This window comes from Haloferula chungangensis (assembly GCF_042664875.1).
Taxonomy (GTDB): domain Bacteria; phylum Verrucomicrobiota; class Verrucomicrobiia; order Verrucomicrobiales; family Akkermansiaceae; genus Haloferula; species Haloferula chungangensis.
The window spans coordinates 250,513-263,893 of sequence record NZ_JBHTBS010000001.1 but is presented as its reverse complement, the minus strand read 5'-3'; the positions used below and the strand labels follow the sequence as shown (position 1 = coordinate 263,893).

The window sequence follows — 13,381 nt, the reverse complement described above, 5'->3', positions numbered from 1 at the left end:
CCATGCTTCATTCCCTAAAACGCCTGTTCTTCTGGCTCTCCGGTGCCGGAACCGAGACCCTCGAACAGTGCCCCACCTGGGAGCAGCGAAAATACGTCGCCTTCGGAGCGACCGTCCTCGTCCCCTGCGCCTTCGCCTTCATTGCCAGCGCCTACGCGCTCTCCACTCTTACCAGTGACCCGCGCGTCATCTACTCCGTCGCCACTGTCTGGTCGCTGATCATCCTGACCATCGACCGCGCGCTGCTCGCCGGCTACCGCCCTTTCCAATCCTGGTGGCGGAAACTCTCCCAGTTTGCCTTGCGACTTTGCGTCGCGATCCTGATGGGTTTGACCATCGCCCACCCGCTCGTCCTGCTGCTTTTTCGCGATACCGTCAGCTCGGTCATCGAAGAGGATCGAGCCAAGGAAATCGAACAGGTCCGCGCCGAGTTCACCCTCACCAAGGACCGCGCCAACAAGGAAATCGACAGCTTGGAAAACGCCGTGGCCGGCTTACGTGAGAATTGGAGTGAGACATTTCAGGCCAAGTTCATCATTCAGGAGCGGGAGGATGCCGACTCGGCAATTCCGGGACTCACCGCCGAGCAGCAGAAGGAACTCGATAGCTCGATTGCCGATGCCACCGCTCCATTCTCCGAGCGACTGAAAATCGTGCAGGGGCAGTACGACGAACTCGCGCCCCAATATGCAACGGTTCAAACCGAGCTCGGTTTCTGGCAGTCCGAATACGAAAAGGAACTCAACGGCCAACGCTCCGGCCTTGTTGGCGAAGGCCCGCGTGCCCGCTCGATCAAAACCGATCAACTCGAACCCCGCCGCACCGAAGCCCAACGCATGGGCGGGCTCCTCGAACACCTGACGTCCGAGAAGACGGTGCTGCAGTCGCAAATTCGCGCCGCAGAACAATCCACCGTTGCCGCCTTCGAAGCCAAACTCGCTGAAATCGAACTCGCCAATCGGGCCGAAGCCGAACGTGTCAATGCCCTCAAACGCCAAGTCGAGGAAGATCAGGCCGAGGCCTTCGTCACCCAACAAAACGGTCTCCGTGAAACGATCAAGCTCCAGATTGACACGCGACTTGAAGAACTCAAACGCGCCCAGACCGCCCTCGCAGAAATCGCGACGGAGGAACGCAACCGCATCACCGGGCTTCAGGAGGAACCCCGACGCGATATCCTCACCCAGACCCTCGCCCTCCACCGCCTCTTTGAAAACGGCGCCGAAGGCGGCAAGTTCGCCTTCTACACCTACATCGTTCTAACAGCGCTGTTCATGCTCGTGGACACCATTCCGCTGGTCGTCAAATTCTTCACCAAGTCCGGACCCTACGACACCCTTCTCGATCGCGATGAGATCGCCTACGAGTCCGAGCACCAGGCTTTCCGCACCAGTCACCGTCGCTACATGGATCAACTTGCCGGCGGCAACCTGATTGCCGTCACCCGTAACAAGCGACTCGAGCACGCGCTCGTCGACGGCGTCGAGCACTCCCGCGCTGCCCGTGAGTTCCTCGATTCCATGATCGAAATGGAGAAAGCCTTTGAAGAGAAGATGCGCTTCGAGCAGGCAGCCGCCATTCACGCAGGTCCCGAACGCATTGCCGCCCTGGAAGCCATGAAGAAGTCCTTCTACGACGACCTCCACCGCCGCATGGAAGTTTTCTTCACCAGCCAGCACGCCTGAGGCGCAGCTGAGCCTTCAGGGTCAATCGCCATCAATAGGGGCCTGACATTGAAAATCCGTTGTCCATTCACTCCGGTACGCGTTCCCACGTCTATGCCGCCCAAGACAGATTCGCTCCCAAGCGGTTTTAGGGAGATGGCCCCATGTCATCTCGAGTCACCCAGTTTCCTTTCTTTACCCTCCTCGTTACTCTAACGATTCTTACCACCTCATCGCAGGCCAGTGCAAAGCGCACACGAATCTCCGGTGACTTCAACAGCCTCGGCGCGGCTGTTAGAATATACAAGACCACAACCGGCATTCTTCCCGATCCGGAACTCGGCCTTGGATGCCTGGTCCACCGGCCCGCCAGTCTGCCTCCGCAAGCAAGATGGACTCAACTCCTGGACGAAGTCCCCACGGACCCATGGGGGATTCCCTACAGCTACGTCGCCGGGGATGGCTACCCGAGCGGATTCGGCTTCTATAGCCCAGGAAAAGATGGGATTTCAAGGACTCAGGGAAATGATCCCGATGACATCAATTCCTGGTCCGAGGAATCACGGGAGCCACTGATCGATCTAAAACTCCACTGGAAAACCGCAGGCTTCCTCATTTTCGCGACTCTCACGATCGGTTTCCTCATCGGAAAGATCAGGTATCAGAGACGTATCAACCCTGCCTAATCCCCAACCTGACACAAACATCGCCGTCGCTTTCGTCGAACAAAGCTTTGCGCCTCAGGCGACTTGGCGTTTCAACTCTCCCCGTGAGCAGCCACTACACCTCCCTCGAAGCCGAGCTTCACGATGTCTTCTGGTCGAGTGAGGAGTCCCCGGAATTCGAGTGGCTCGATTCCCTTCTCAAGAATCACCCGGGAAGAGCCTTGGAGATCGGTTGCGGTTCCGGTCGTCTGCTCCTCCCCCTTATCAAGAACGGTCACACCATCGAAGGCCTTGAAAGCTCAAGCGAGATGCTTGAAATGTGTCGCATCTCCGCCCAAGAGCAGGAGCTTTCACCGACACTCCACCTCGGAGATATGACAAGCTTCGCCGCATTAAATCCCTATCACTGCGTCCTAGTCCCCGCCTTCACCTTCCAGCTTTCGGACGATCCCATCGCCACCCTGAAAAACTTCAAGAAGCTCCTGATTCCGGGCGGCCTTCTTTATCTCACCGTTTTCATCCCCTACGCCGAGATCGACGGTGAACTCCCCGAAAACGAATGGTATCCGGATCACGAACTCACACTCCCCGACGGTCGTCACGCCAGCATTCGGACGAAACATCAACTCGATCGAAGGAAACGCCTCCTCAAACGGGAACATCACTATCAACTAACAGACGGAGAAGAGATTCGAGAGCACCGCTCGAAACAGAGCATCCGCTGGTTCAGCGCCCACCAACTCGCGAAACTCATCGCTGATGTCGGCTTCATCGTCGAGACGGCGGTGGCGGACTTCGACGAACAACTCGCCGTCGACGAAGACTCCCAGATCATCACCTTGGTTGCCCGGAAGAAGAGCACCAGCGCGACCGCAAATCCGCGGAGCGAGTAATCAAGGTTCCAGCCGGTTAGGTATCGGCGGTTGACTCTCGTTCTGACATCCAGGGAGACGGCTCAATGCCGCGGCTTGGCTCGCAACCCCCATGAATTCATTACCCTCTGATCTTTATAGGGTTACACTTATCCACGACTCCCCTTCGACGGACTCGAGGAATCCAAAAGGGGCACAATCAGCTGGCACAATCTCTGCTATCGAGGAGCCCGAAGACATTATGAAATATAGAACATCTTTATTGCCGATCCTGACTATCTACTCCGTCGTGGTGACTCAGAGTATCGCCAGCATTACTTTGGTCGACGAGCCCTTTGATTATCCAGATGGGAACCTCGTCGGCAACGGCACGTGGACCGCCTATTCCGGTTTGGGCAATGGCCCTGTGCTTGTCTCGTCCAGTCAGATTTCACTGGCCCACAGCTCGAGTTCGAGTGCTCGCGAAGATGCGTTGGTTCAATATACTGCCCAGATGGAAGGCGTCATCACTGCCACTTTCAGTTTCTCGGTGAGCGACGATACCAAGATTGGCTTCAACACCTTCAACAACTACAATCCTAACCCGAGCTACTTCGCGGGATTCAAAACGGGCACCAGCTCGTCAACCAGCAGCTTGTCCAGTCTCCTCTACATCATCGACGCAGGGTCGACGCCATCCGATACGGCTGACTTTCGAATTGGAATCAGGTCTCAAACTACTGCAGGGAGCATCATCCCAGGTACCTTGGATTTGCTCTATGATACCACCTACGATGTAACTCTTTCCTACGACTTCGCGACCGGGCAATCCTCCGCAACTCTTGGGGGCGAGACGATCACCACCACGACCCCTACCTCGTCGAGCCCAACCTTGGACGGATTCTTCTTCCGCCAGGGAACCAGCCTCAATAATGAGTCCTTCACGGTCGACAGCCTCACCATCGTCAACATTCCGGAACCAACAGTCGCTCTTCTCGGATCCCTGGGGACCTTGGCGCTTCTTCGTCGCCGCCGGCACCTCGCTTGATCACCTTTCCCGGAGCGGAGCGTGCGCCCCAGAGCTGCCGCTCCGCTTTTTTGTAATCTCCCCTCAAGGTCTCCAGCAGGATCGACACTAAATGTGCCGTAGGCGAGCGTCACTCCAAGGAGTCGGTGGATCCGCAATCTCGATCCCCTTGCCGCTAGACCTAGACAGCGACAGCCAAACTCGCTGAGGTTCCCGTCGTGGTTGCCACTTAGGCTTCTTCCGCGCTCTCTTCACCTTCACCAGCGATGGCGACCTCAAGCTTGCGGAAATGGATCTGACCGACCCGACGTCCGTCGGTGCTGGTGACCTTCGCTTCCCAGCCATTGATCTCCATCGTCTCGCCGACTTCCGGGAAACGTCCCAGCTGCTGGGTGATGTAGCCACCAATGGTCGTCACCTCGCCACTTTCCAGCTCAAGAGCCTCCTCGACGTCCGATAGATCATTCAAAGTCAGTGAGCCTTCGATCACGAACTCCTCGTCATTGATCCTTACGAACTCGGGATTCTCGTTGTCGAACTCGTCCTGAATGTCACCAACGATCTCCTCAATCACGTTGTCGAGGAACACGATGCCCACCGGCGTGCCGAATTCATCCACCGCCACCGCGAGGTGAGCACGCTCCTTGAGGAAAAACTTCAGCAGCGCATCGAGCGGCATGGTGTCGGGCACCAGTTTCAAGTCGCGCTTGATCCGCATCAGATCGGGATCCGGTTCGCCGACGATTTTCAGCACGTCCTTGATGTGGATCAGCCCGATGTGGTTGTCGAGGTGCCCACCCTTCACCAATGGAAAGCGGGTATGCTTCGTGCGTCGCGCCATATCGACCGACTTCTCGAAATCCTCATCGGCATCAAGCACCACAACATCCTGGCGGGGCGTCATCACATCGCGCACCCACAGCTCATTCAGCTCAAGCGCATTGATCGCGATCTCGCGTTCGGTATCCGTCACCTCCATCGCATCACCGCTTTCGGTCACAAGCAGGGCGAGTTCCGCAGCGGAGTGGACATGCTCACCTTCCGAGATCGGATCGATGCGGAAAAGCTTCTTCAGAAGCAGGTTCGCCGTGCCATTCAGCACCCGGATCGCCCAGTGGAAGGATTTGTAGAAAATGTGAAGCGGACCAGCGAGCAACAAGGTCGTCGCCACCGACTTACGGATCGCAATCGACTTCGGCATCAACTCGCCAATGACCACATGGAGGAAGGTGAACGACGCAATGGCCAGCGCGAATGAGATCCATCTCACCGGCTCGAAGGTCGTGCCCATGACTACCACCGACTCCGGCATGCCCGCCTTGAAAAGAACCGGGGTCACCAATGCCTGCACAAAAGGCTCACCCAGGAAACCAAGGGCCAAGGAAGCAATCGTGATCCCCAACTGGTTGGCAGAAAGATAGCCATCGAGGTTCTCCACCACCTTCATGGCGGTTTTGGTACTTCCGGGATGGTCTTTCTCGTGGGTCTCAATCTGGCTCGGACGGACCTTTACGATCGCAAACTCCGAGGCCACGAAGAAGGCATTCAGCAAGAGGAAGAAAGTAATCCCCGCAATGTAGAGCAGAACTTTCCCGGCACCCGGCCAGTCATGCGCCAACTCTCCACCAGCTGAAGCCAGAAGTCCTATTTCAAAAAATACACTCATTCGACGTTCACAGTTTCTCGTAAACGCCCTTGTCCCGCCGTTCCATGACGGTAAACCCTGCCTTCTTCGCATCGCTCACCGAGAGCGGCTTCAGAATTTTTGGCGTATTGATCCGCGAGATGACCTTGCGGACAGGGTTACGACAAGTCAGGCACTTCTCAAGGGGTGCCCGGTCGATGGGTCGCCGGAGTTCAAAACCCCGACTGCAAATTCGACACGATCGCTCAGGATCGTCCGGTTGCTCTGAAATGTATTCGTAGATTGGCATTACTCGACGGGAGGACGAGCAGTTACCGCCTCCCGTCAAACTAAGCAGAAAACAGGCCGGATTACCAGCTCGACTTGGTCACGCCCGGAAGCATGCCATGGGAAGCCAGTTCGCGGAAACTGATACGGGAAAGACGGAAACGGCGGATGAACGCACGGCGACGGCCGGAGTGCTCACAGCGGTTGACCAAGCGAGTCGGGCTCGCATCACGCGGAAGCATGGTGAGTCCAATATAATCCTTTTCGGCCTTCAGTTTGTGACGAAGGTCGGCGTACTTTGCGACAGTGCGCTTTTTGCGGTCGTTGCGTGCAATCCAGCTTGATTTAGCCATAATTCGGGGCGCGGGAAATACCCCACACACGGGATGATGCAAGCCCAAACTAGCTTTTTCTCTACTTATTTTCCTAAGCTCAAATATTAGGAAATCCTAATTACTCGCATCGCCGTCAACAATCCCCCTTGAGCAGGCGGCCCATCCACGCTTTTATCCGCGCCCATGCTCCGGCACACGACTCTCCGCTTCCTCGCCATTTCTGCATTCGCATTCGCCATTTCTTCCTGCGGGGGGGGCGAACCGAATCTCTATGATCAGGGAAAAACCCATCAGCAGACCGCCAGCACCCCCGTCCGGGTCGGCACCATTCCCAAACAAGCCCCCCCTCAGGTCGTAGGTGAAAGCGCGATCGTGATCGATGCCGAGTCCGGCCGGGTTCTCTACGCCAAGAATGCCGACTCGATCCGGCCCGTCGCCTCGACTCAGAAGCTGGTGACGGCATTGACGGTGATCAGCGCTGGCAACGTCAACAAGCAGGTCACGATTCAGTCCAGCGACACGCGCTGCGAACCCACCAAGCTCTATCTGCGCCCGGGCGAGACCTACTCGCGCACCGATCTGATGCGCGCCCTCATTGTGAAGAGCGGAAACGATGTGGCCCGCGCCCTCGCCCGCGACGTTGGAGGTTCCCAGGAGGGCTTCGCTGTCATGATGAATCGCAAAGCCGCCTCGCTTGGCATGCGCCACTCGAACTTCGTCAACCCTAACGGACTGCCCGCCCAAGGCCAGTATTCCACCGCACGCGATATCGCCATCGCCGCTCGCGCCGCCTATCAGGTTCCGCTGATCCGTTCGTGGACACGAATCAAGTCCTACACTTTCCGGTATTCCGATGGACGCACCAAGTTCCTTGAAAACACCAATCGCCTGCTCAAGAGCGTCCCTTACTGCGACGGCATGAAAACCGGCACCACCAATGCTGCCGGCCGTTGCCTGGTTTCAAGCGGCACCCTCAACGGTCGTTCCGCGATCGTCGTCGTCCTCAAAAGCAACTCGGCACATATCTGGAAGGACTCCGAGAAGCTCCTTCGCTGGGCACTTGAAAGAGACGCCGCCGAGTAAGCCGCCCCGCAGGGCTCCCAGCCAGCAAGTCCCCGCCCGCGCATGCCAAGCCCCCAGGAAGAGCTCGACGAACTTGCCAGTCACGGCCTGCTTCGCACACTGAAGCCACTGGATTCCGCTTCCGGTCCGCAGGTCATACGCGACGGCCGCCCGCTGTGGAATTTCGCATCGAACGATTACCTCGGCCTCGCCAACGATCCTCGTCTCGTCCGCGCCTTTCAGGAGGGCCTCTCGCTTTTCGGTGCGGGAGCGGCGGCCTCCCGCCTCATCACCGGAACGCTTCCGCCTCACGATCGCTTCGAACAGCAACTTGCCGCCGCCAAGCGATCAGAGTCCGCGCTTCTCTTTTCATCCGGCTTTGCGACGGCACTCGGCACCATTCCTGCCATTGTCGGAAAAGGTGATCACATCATCCTCGACAAGCTTTCACACGCCAGCCTGATCGATGGCGCCAAGCTTTCCGGAGCCACCATTCGCGTCTTTCCTCACAACAATGTCGAACGACTTGCAGAGCTGTTAGAATCCATCCGCGCCAAATCATCCCGACGGATCCTCATTCTAACAGAGTCCGTTTTCTCGATGGATGGTGATCTTTGCCCACTGCGCGAAATCGTGTCCCTCAAGGACAAGCACGATGCCCTGCTGCTGCTCGATGAAGCCCACGGTTTCGGAGTGCTCGGCCCCACCGGCATGGGCCTCGGGGAAGCCCTCGGACTCCAGGATCATATCGACTTTCACATGGGCACCCTCAGCAAGGCGGCTGGCCTATCGGGTGCCTACATCACCTGCTCGGCCATCTGGCGCGATCTCCTGATCAATCGCGCCCGCTCGTTCATCTACTCCACCGCTCCGCCACCGGCCCTCGCCCACGCGGCTTCCACCGCCCTGGATATCATCGTTGCCGGCACCGAGCTGCGTTCCCGTCTGCAGGAAAACATCCGCCTCATCGCTCCCGATGCCACGACCCCGATCATCCCTCGCGTGCTGGGCGACAACAATAGCGCGCTGAACGCTTCAATCCGACTCGCCGAAAAGGGATTCATCGTCCCCGCCATCCGCTATCCCACCGTCCCTCGCGGCACGGCCCGTTTGCGCATTTCACTCTCGGCAGCCCATCAGGCCGATACGGTGAGGGATCTTGGTGAAAAGCTCGCCGAGCTATAATCCCGAGCAATCTTCCGCTCAGTTCTTCGAAAGAGACTCCTCTTCAAAAAAGGATGGTACGCGCGAGAGGAATCGAACCTCCACGGGATTGCTCCCACATGAACCTGAATGAGACGGGGACGCGTTAATTGACTGATACTCAATACCCATTTTTCCCGTTTTTCCTATTCACCTTGCATTTTCCCGCCTTTTTGGGCACAAGTGGGCAACTTCAACTCACTACCCGATGCCCGCCAAGCCTGCTCTCGAACCTGTTTTCAATAAATCCCGCAAACGCTGGCGGGTGGATGTTCCCGCTTCCATGTCCGACACGGGAAAGCGAATCCGAGTGCACTTCAAGACCCGAGATTCAGCCCGCGAATATATCGATCGCATCGAAGGCAAGGAAGCTCCCGACAAGGCAATTGATCCGCGACTTGCTCAGGACTCTAACACCGCCCGGGAACGACTCGAAAGTGCGGGTCTGCAAATCACCCTCGCCGAAGCCATCCGGGAGCTTGTGGAGGCAAGGGAAGCCATTGGGGGATCGGGAAGCCTACTCGAAGCCGCCCTTGCCTACCGCGCCGCTCACACAGCCCGCAACGCATCGAAGCTCTTCGTGGATGCTGTTACGCTCTACTTGGCGCTGAAGGAAACCGAGTTGCGAGAAGTCACCTTGAAAGGCTACCGCTACACACTCCAAACCGCTCTGACACCGCTCGACAACAGAACCCTTGCCGACATCACAGCAGCAGACCTCGACGCATTGCTTGGCGGACTCACGCCGTCGACGCGCAAGGTTCACATGCGGAATCTGGGAGCGTTCTGGAGATGGGCCGCGAAGCCTCCGCGCGAATGGTGCACCACGGCACCGCTCGAAGCTCTGGAATACACCACGAAGGAGACAGAAGCCGACACTGTAGTATTCAAGCCCGCAGAAGCCCGCGCACTACTCGAAGCCGCCGAGGGGTATTCACCGAATGCCGCTTGCGCCTTTGCTCTAGCAATTTTCGGAGGGATCCGGTCTGCCGAGTTGGCGGGTCTATGCTGGTCTGACTTAGGAGAGGAGCACGTCGAAATTGGCGCAAGCATCGCGAAGAAAGGAAAGCGGCGACTCGTTCCGATCTGCCCTGCCCTGGCAGCATGGATCGAAGCCTACCGGCCCGCCGATGCAGACCCGGAGGATTTCATCGTCGGAGCTAACTGGGTGGAAGTCTCGAAATTAGTTCGCCGTCGTGCCGGGTGGAACGTTGTCGCTCGATTGCTTGCCAAGCCGCCGAAGCCGACCCGTGGACCATGGCCGAAGAACGTCGCACGTCACACTTGCGCGAGCATCTTGGTAGCAACTGGCGAACCGCTCGAGACTCTGATTTTCCAGTTCGGCCACACCGGCGGACATGACCTATTGCGTCGGCACTACGTCGGCCGGATGACGAAGAAGCAGGCACTCGAGATTCTGAGTATCGGACCCAAAGGAACAAAAATCAAAACCATCAAAGCAGCATGAGTGCAGGACGAAAGAAGGGTTTGAAGAAAATGCCACCACTCAGTCCGAACACACTAGCGATGCTCCCGGGGCGTTGTGAAGTTCGAGATGATGGCAAGCTGGCAGTGCTCACAGGAGCGAGCAAGAGCGAAACCTTGTTCGCTATCGCGGCTTTTCCTGCGGCCATCGAGCCTCGGCTTGCAAGGTTGGTGTTCGATATCCGAATGATTAGGAGCGGGCTGGAGGGTATGAGCAAGAATGAGTGGAAAAAGGAGCAACAAGAGATCGTTAGTGATTACGAAGAGACGTTTTCAATGATTTCATCGGTGGCTATTGCGGTTGGTGACGATGCCTTTTTCATGCAAGTGGCCGAGGCAATCCGGCACGTCGACAAGCACTTAGAAAAGAGCCGGGGAGATCAAGAATACCCGCTAAGGGTTCTGGTCCTCCGGTGTCTTCAATACTTCAGAATGAAGTCAGCAACGGTATCGGAGATGAAAGCGTGCTTAAGTGAGCTCACGCCTAAGGAATTCAGCGACGACCAGATTCGTGCTGACCTGAAGGCATTGGGCAAGCTAAAGGTCACCACGTAAAGAATGCAATTCTTCCCGTGTTCCCACATCCTGAAAAATGGGAAGAGTGGGAAACGTGAAATCAATCACGTATCCAACGAAGCCGGAGCAAGACAACACGCTTGCTGAAACCAAACGCCGCCCCCTTGTCCGGGCGGAAGTCATCGCCAAGCATTTCGACGTCCACAAGCGGACCGTCGCGCTTTGGGCAGAGAAAGGAGTGATTCCATCGGTCCGAATCGGTGGCGCTCTCAGATTCGACATGGAGGCCGTGCTGGGGGCAACGAAATGAGCCCCGGCAAACAAAGAGCCCTCCCCCAGCGGGAGGCCGAGGAAGGGCAGAAGTCGAAGCAGCATCGACAAGCTACCACCACTGCCGCCGATATTCAAGCACCGCCTATCAACGACATTCACCGGTGGGTTATGAAGGCCGCGTGGGCATGCCGTAGGGCCGGGATGAATGCCGGGGCCGCCGTGGCTACCTTGCAGAGCTACGATGGAACTCTTCGCCGTCGATTCCAGCACCGGGAAGTCGAAAGCACTGTAGAGAAGGTTTACTCCACCACGATCGACAAGTGCGGGGACTACTCAAAGCCGCCTGAGCTTCCGACCTGGAACAAGCGGGAAACTCTACGGCTTCACCGGGAGATCAATGCGACAGCCGACACGCTCCGCGAACTTTCACCCATGGAGGATCCGGAGACCATCAGCCCGGAAGGAATCATCCGCAGACTCTTCCCCGATCCGGAAACCCTGCTTTGCATCGGGCGTTCAAACCGGGAATTCAAGACCGCTACCTTGGCGGGATTCGATGACCTCAAAAACCACCAATTCATTGTCGCAGCGCCGATGATTGCGCGGTGGGGAAAAACTCAGACCGGAAAACCATCGCAGCACACGAAGGAAGCGACGGGGCCGCGTGCATACATCGTTTGCGACTTCGATGATCCGCCGCCGGAACAACACCCTTCGATCATCATGCAGTTGATGAAATTCAGAGGGGCCGCGCTGGTCCTGTCATCTGGGGGAAAGTCAAAGCACGCATGGTTCCCGACCACTCCACACACGGACCGGGACCGCATCTTTTGGCGGACATGCCTCGCCCTCGGTGCAGACCCGGCGCTCTACCGGAACCACTCGCAGTTCGTCCGCATGCCGAACGGAACCCGCGACAACGGGAAGCCGCAGGAAGTCGTCTATTTCAACCCTAACAACATCACCCAATGAGCGAGACAATTGAAGAGTATCACGACAAGCTCGTGACGGGTGACGATAAGAAGTTGCGCTTCGATCCGTCGGGCGTGTTCTACGATTCGGTGAAGAGTCAGTATCTCGTCGACGTTGGCACCCATTATCGAAGCTACACCCGAAAGGCTCCTGTCCTAGCTGGAGTGACCCGGCACTTTGTGACCCGTGGCCATGACGAAAAGGAATCGAAGGAAGAGGCGAAGAACCGCATTGCCGACGCCGAAATCGACAACGCTGTCGACTGGAGCGGATCCATTGCGGGACACAAGCGGGGCATCGTTCGCAAAAACGGTTTGTCGCTACTGGTGACCAGTGAGCCGACACTACCGGAACCCGCGCCGGGAGCATTCCCGACAATCTCCGGGATCATTCGCGACGCATTCCCTGAGAATGAAGCGAGGATCATCTTTAGCGGATGGCTGGCTGGGGCAATTCGTGCTGTCCGATACGGGATCCATCAGGCTGCGCCTTTGCTCGTCATGGCGGGGACCGTCAACACCGGGAAAAGCCTCCTCGCATGGATCACCGCGCAGTTGCTTGGAGGACGTGTCGGCCACCCGTTCACGGCATGGAGTGGGACGCTCCCATGGAACGACGATCTCGTCGGGGCCGAGCTTCTATTGATCGACGACAGCGTCGGGACTACCGACATCAGAAAGCGGAAGGAATTCGGCGCTCGGTTCAAGGAAGCCATCTATGGCGGCGAAGTCCAAGTGAATCGAAGGAACGTGTCGGCCATTTCACTTCGCCCCGTGTGGCGCGTCATGGTCTGTTGCAATGACACGCCGGAATCCTTGGCCATCATTCCCCCAATTGACGATGACCTCGACGACAAGGTGATTCTCCTTCGCGTCAACAAGATCACCGTTCCGCCTGGGACATCGACACCGGAAGGCAAGCTGTCATTCCAGAAGGAAATCCGCGCCGAACTCCCAGCGTTCACCGCATGGCTTGAAGGAATGACTATCCCCGATGCCCTAGCAGATAGCCGGGCGGGCGTTCGGGCATGGCGAGACGCGGAACTCGAGGAGGCACTTGGGAACATCGCTGAGGAGTCCCGACTTGAAGACCTGCTTCGTATCGCGCTCGACCGGGGGGCGTTCAACCTATCCCCAGGTGAATCGAGGGAGGTGCCCGCTTGTGACATCGAAGCGACCCTTTGCGACGCTGACAGCCCCGTTCGGAGTCAGGCTAACAGCCTCCTGTCGAAACACTATTCGATCAGTGGGAAGCTACTCGGAAAGCTCGCAAGGCAGGGGTCGGAGATCATCCAGAAATCGAAGGCGAAGACGGCAATTCAACGCTGGATTGTCAGCCGGCCACTCCGCGAACCAGTGGACTAGTGGACCATGTTTTTACCTTTATTCGAAAAATAAACGAAGAATCAACGATTGC

The 13,381-nt window shown here is 57.4% G+C and carries 14 protein-coding genes; 11 read left to right on the top strand and 3 right to left on the bottom strand.

Translation table 11 applies throughout. The annotated features are described in order from the left end of the window. Nucleotides 1–2: 2 nt before the first annotated feature. The 4 genes from ACFQY0_RS01155 (at nt 3) to ACFQY0_RS01140 (ending at nt 4,228) form a co-directional block, all read left to right on the top strand. Complete coding sequence (locus ACFQY0_RS01155) at nt 3–1,685, top strand: DUF4407 domain-containing protein (protein WP_379708212.1); 1,683 nt, start codon at nt 3–5, stop codon at nt 1,683–1,685. Between the two features lie 143 nt (nt 1,686–1,828). Beyond that, complete coding sequence (locus ACFQY0_RS01150) at nt 1,829–2,350, top strand: type II secretion system protein GspG (protein ID WP_379708210.1); 522 nt, start codon at nt 1,829–1,831, stop codon at nt 2,348–2,350. 83 nt (nt 2,351–2,433) lie between these two features. Beyond that, a complete protein-coding gene (locus ACFQY0_RS01145) occupies nt 2,434–3,222 on the top strand; it encodes a class I SAM-dependent methyltransferase (RefSeq protein WP_379708208.1) in 789 nt (262 codons plus the stop codon). Between the two features lie 241 nt (nt 3,223–3,463). Beyond that, complete coding sequence (locus tag ACFQY0_RS01140) at nt 3,464–4,228, top strand: hypothetical protein (RefSeq protein WP_379708206.1); 765 nt, start codon at nt 3,464–3,466, stop codon at nt 4,226–4,228. Between the two features lie 208 nt (nt 4,229–4,436). Here the strand turns inward: ACFQY0_RS01140 and ACFQY0_RS01135 are convergent, their stop codons facing one another. From ACFQY0_RS01135 to rpsN, 3 genes are all read right to left on the bottom strand, one after another. Then, entirely contained in the window at nt 4,437–5,873 is a 1,437-nt protein-coding gene (locus tag ACFQY0_RS01135) for a hemolysin family protein (RefSeq protein WP_379708204.1), read from the bottom strand. Nucleotides 5,874–5,880: 7 nt separating this feature from the next. After that, a complete protein-coding gene (locus ACFQY0_RS01130) occupies nt 5,881–6,141 on the bottom strand; it encodes an FmdB family zinc ribbon protein (protein ID WP_379708202.1) in 261 nt (86 codons plus the stop codon). A 61-nt stretch (nt 6,142–6,202) separates the two neighbouring features. Further along, nucleotides 6,203–6,472 carry a 30S ribosomal protein S14 gene (rpsN, locus tag ACFQY0_RS01125; RefSeq protein ID WP_379708200.1) on the bottom strand — a complete coding sequence of 90 codons (270 nt, stop codon included), beginning with the start codon at nt 6,470–6,472 and terminating at the stop codon, nt 6,203–6,205. 165 nt (nt 6,473–6,637) lie between these two features. Between rpsN and ACFQY0_RS01120 the strand changes: the two genes are divergently transcribed. The 7 genes from ACFQY0_RS01120 (at nt 6,638) to ACFQY0_RS01090 (ending at nt 13,329) form a co-directional block, all read left to right on the top strand. Next, nucleotides 6,638–7,537 carry a D-alanyl-D-alanine carboxypeptidase family protein gene (locus tag ACFQY0_RS01120; protein ID WP_379708198.1) on the top strand — a complete coding sequence of 300 codons (900 nt, stop codon included), beginning with the start codon at nt 6,638–6,640 and terminating at the stop codon, nt 7,535–7,537. Nucleotides 7,538–7,579: 42 nt separating this feature from the next. After that, nucleotides 7,580–8,701, top strand: a complete 1,122-nt coding sequence (locus ACFQY0_RS01115; protein WP_379708196.1) for an aminotransferase class I/II-fold pyridoxal phosphate-dependent enzyme — start codon at nt 7,580–7,582, stop codon at nt 8,699–8,701. A 226-nt stretch (nt 8,702–8,927) separates the two neighbouring features. After that, entirely contained in the window at nt 8,928–10,187 is a 1,260-nt protein-coding gene (locus tag ACFQY0_RS01110; protein ID WP_379708194.1) for a tyrosine-type recombinase/integrase, read from the top strand. Then, nucleotides 10,184–10,759, top strand: a complete 576-nt coding sequence (locus tag ACFQY0_RS01105) for a hypothetical protein (RefSeq protein WP_379708192.1) — start codon at nt 10,184–10,186, stop codon at nt 10,757–10,759. The genes ACFQY0_RS01110 and ACFQY0_RS01105 overlap by 4 nt, the downstream gene beginning before the upstream one ends. Before the next feature lie 55 nt (nt 10,760–10,814). Continuing rightward, nucleotides 10,815–11,030 carry a helix-turn-helix domain-containing protein gene (locus ACFQY0_RS01100; RefSeq protein WP_379708190.1) on the top strand — a complete coding sequence of 72 codons (216 nt, stop codon included), beginning with the start codon at nt 10,815–10,817 and terminating at the stop codon, nt 11,028–11,030. A 182-nt stretch (nt 11,031–11,212) separates the two neighbouring features. After that, a complete protein-coding gene (locus ACFQY0_RS01095) occupies nt 11,213–11,965 on the top strand; it encodes a hypothetical protein (protein ID WP_379708188.1) in 753 nt (250 codons plus the stop codon). After that, nucleotides 11,962–13,329, top strand: coding sequence for a primase-helicase family protein (locus ACFQY0_RS01090; protein ID WP_379708186.1), 1,368 nt, complete (start codon nt 11,962–11,964; stop codon nt 13,327–13,329). The genes ACFQY0_RS01095 and ACFQY0_RS01090 overlap by 4 nt, the downstream gene beginning before the upstream one ends. The last annotated feature ends 52 nt before the right edge of the window (nt 13,330–13,381 follow it).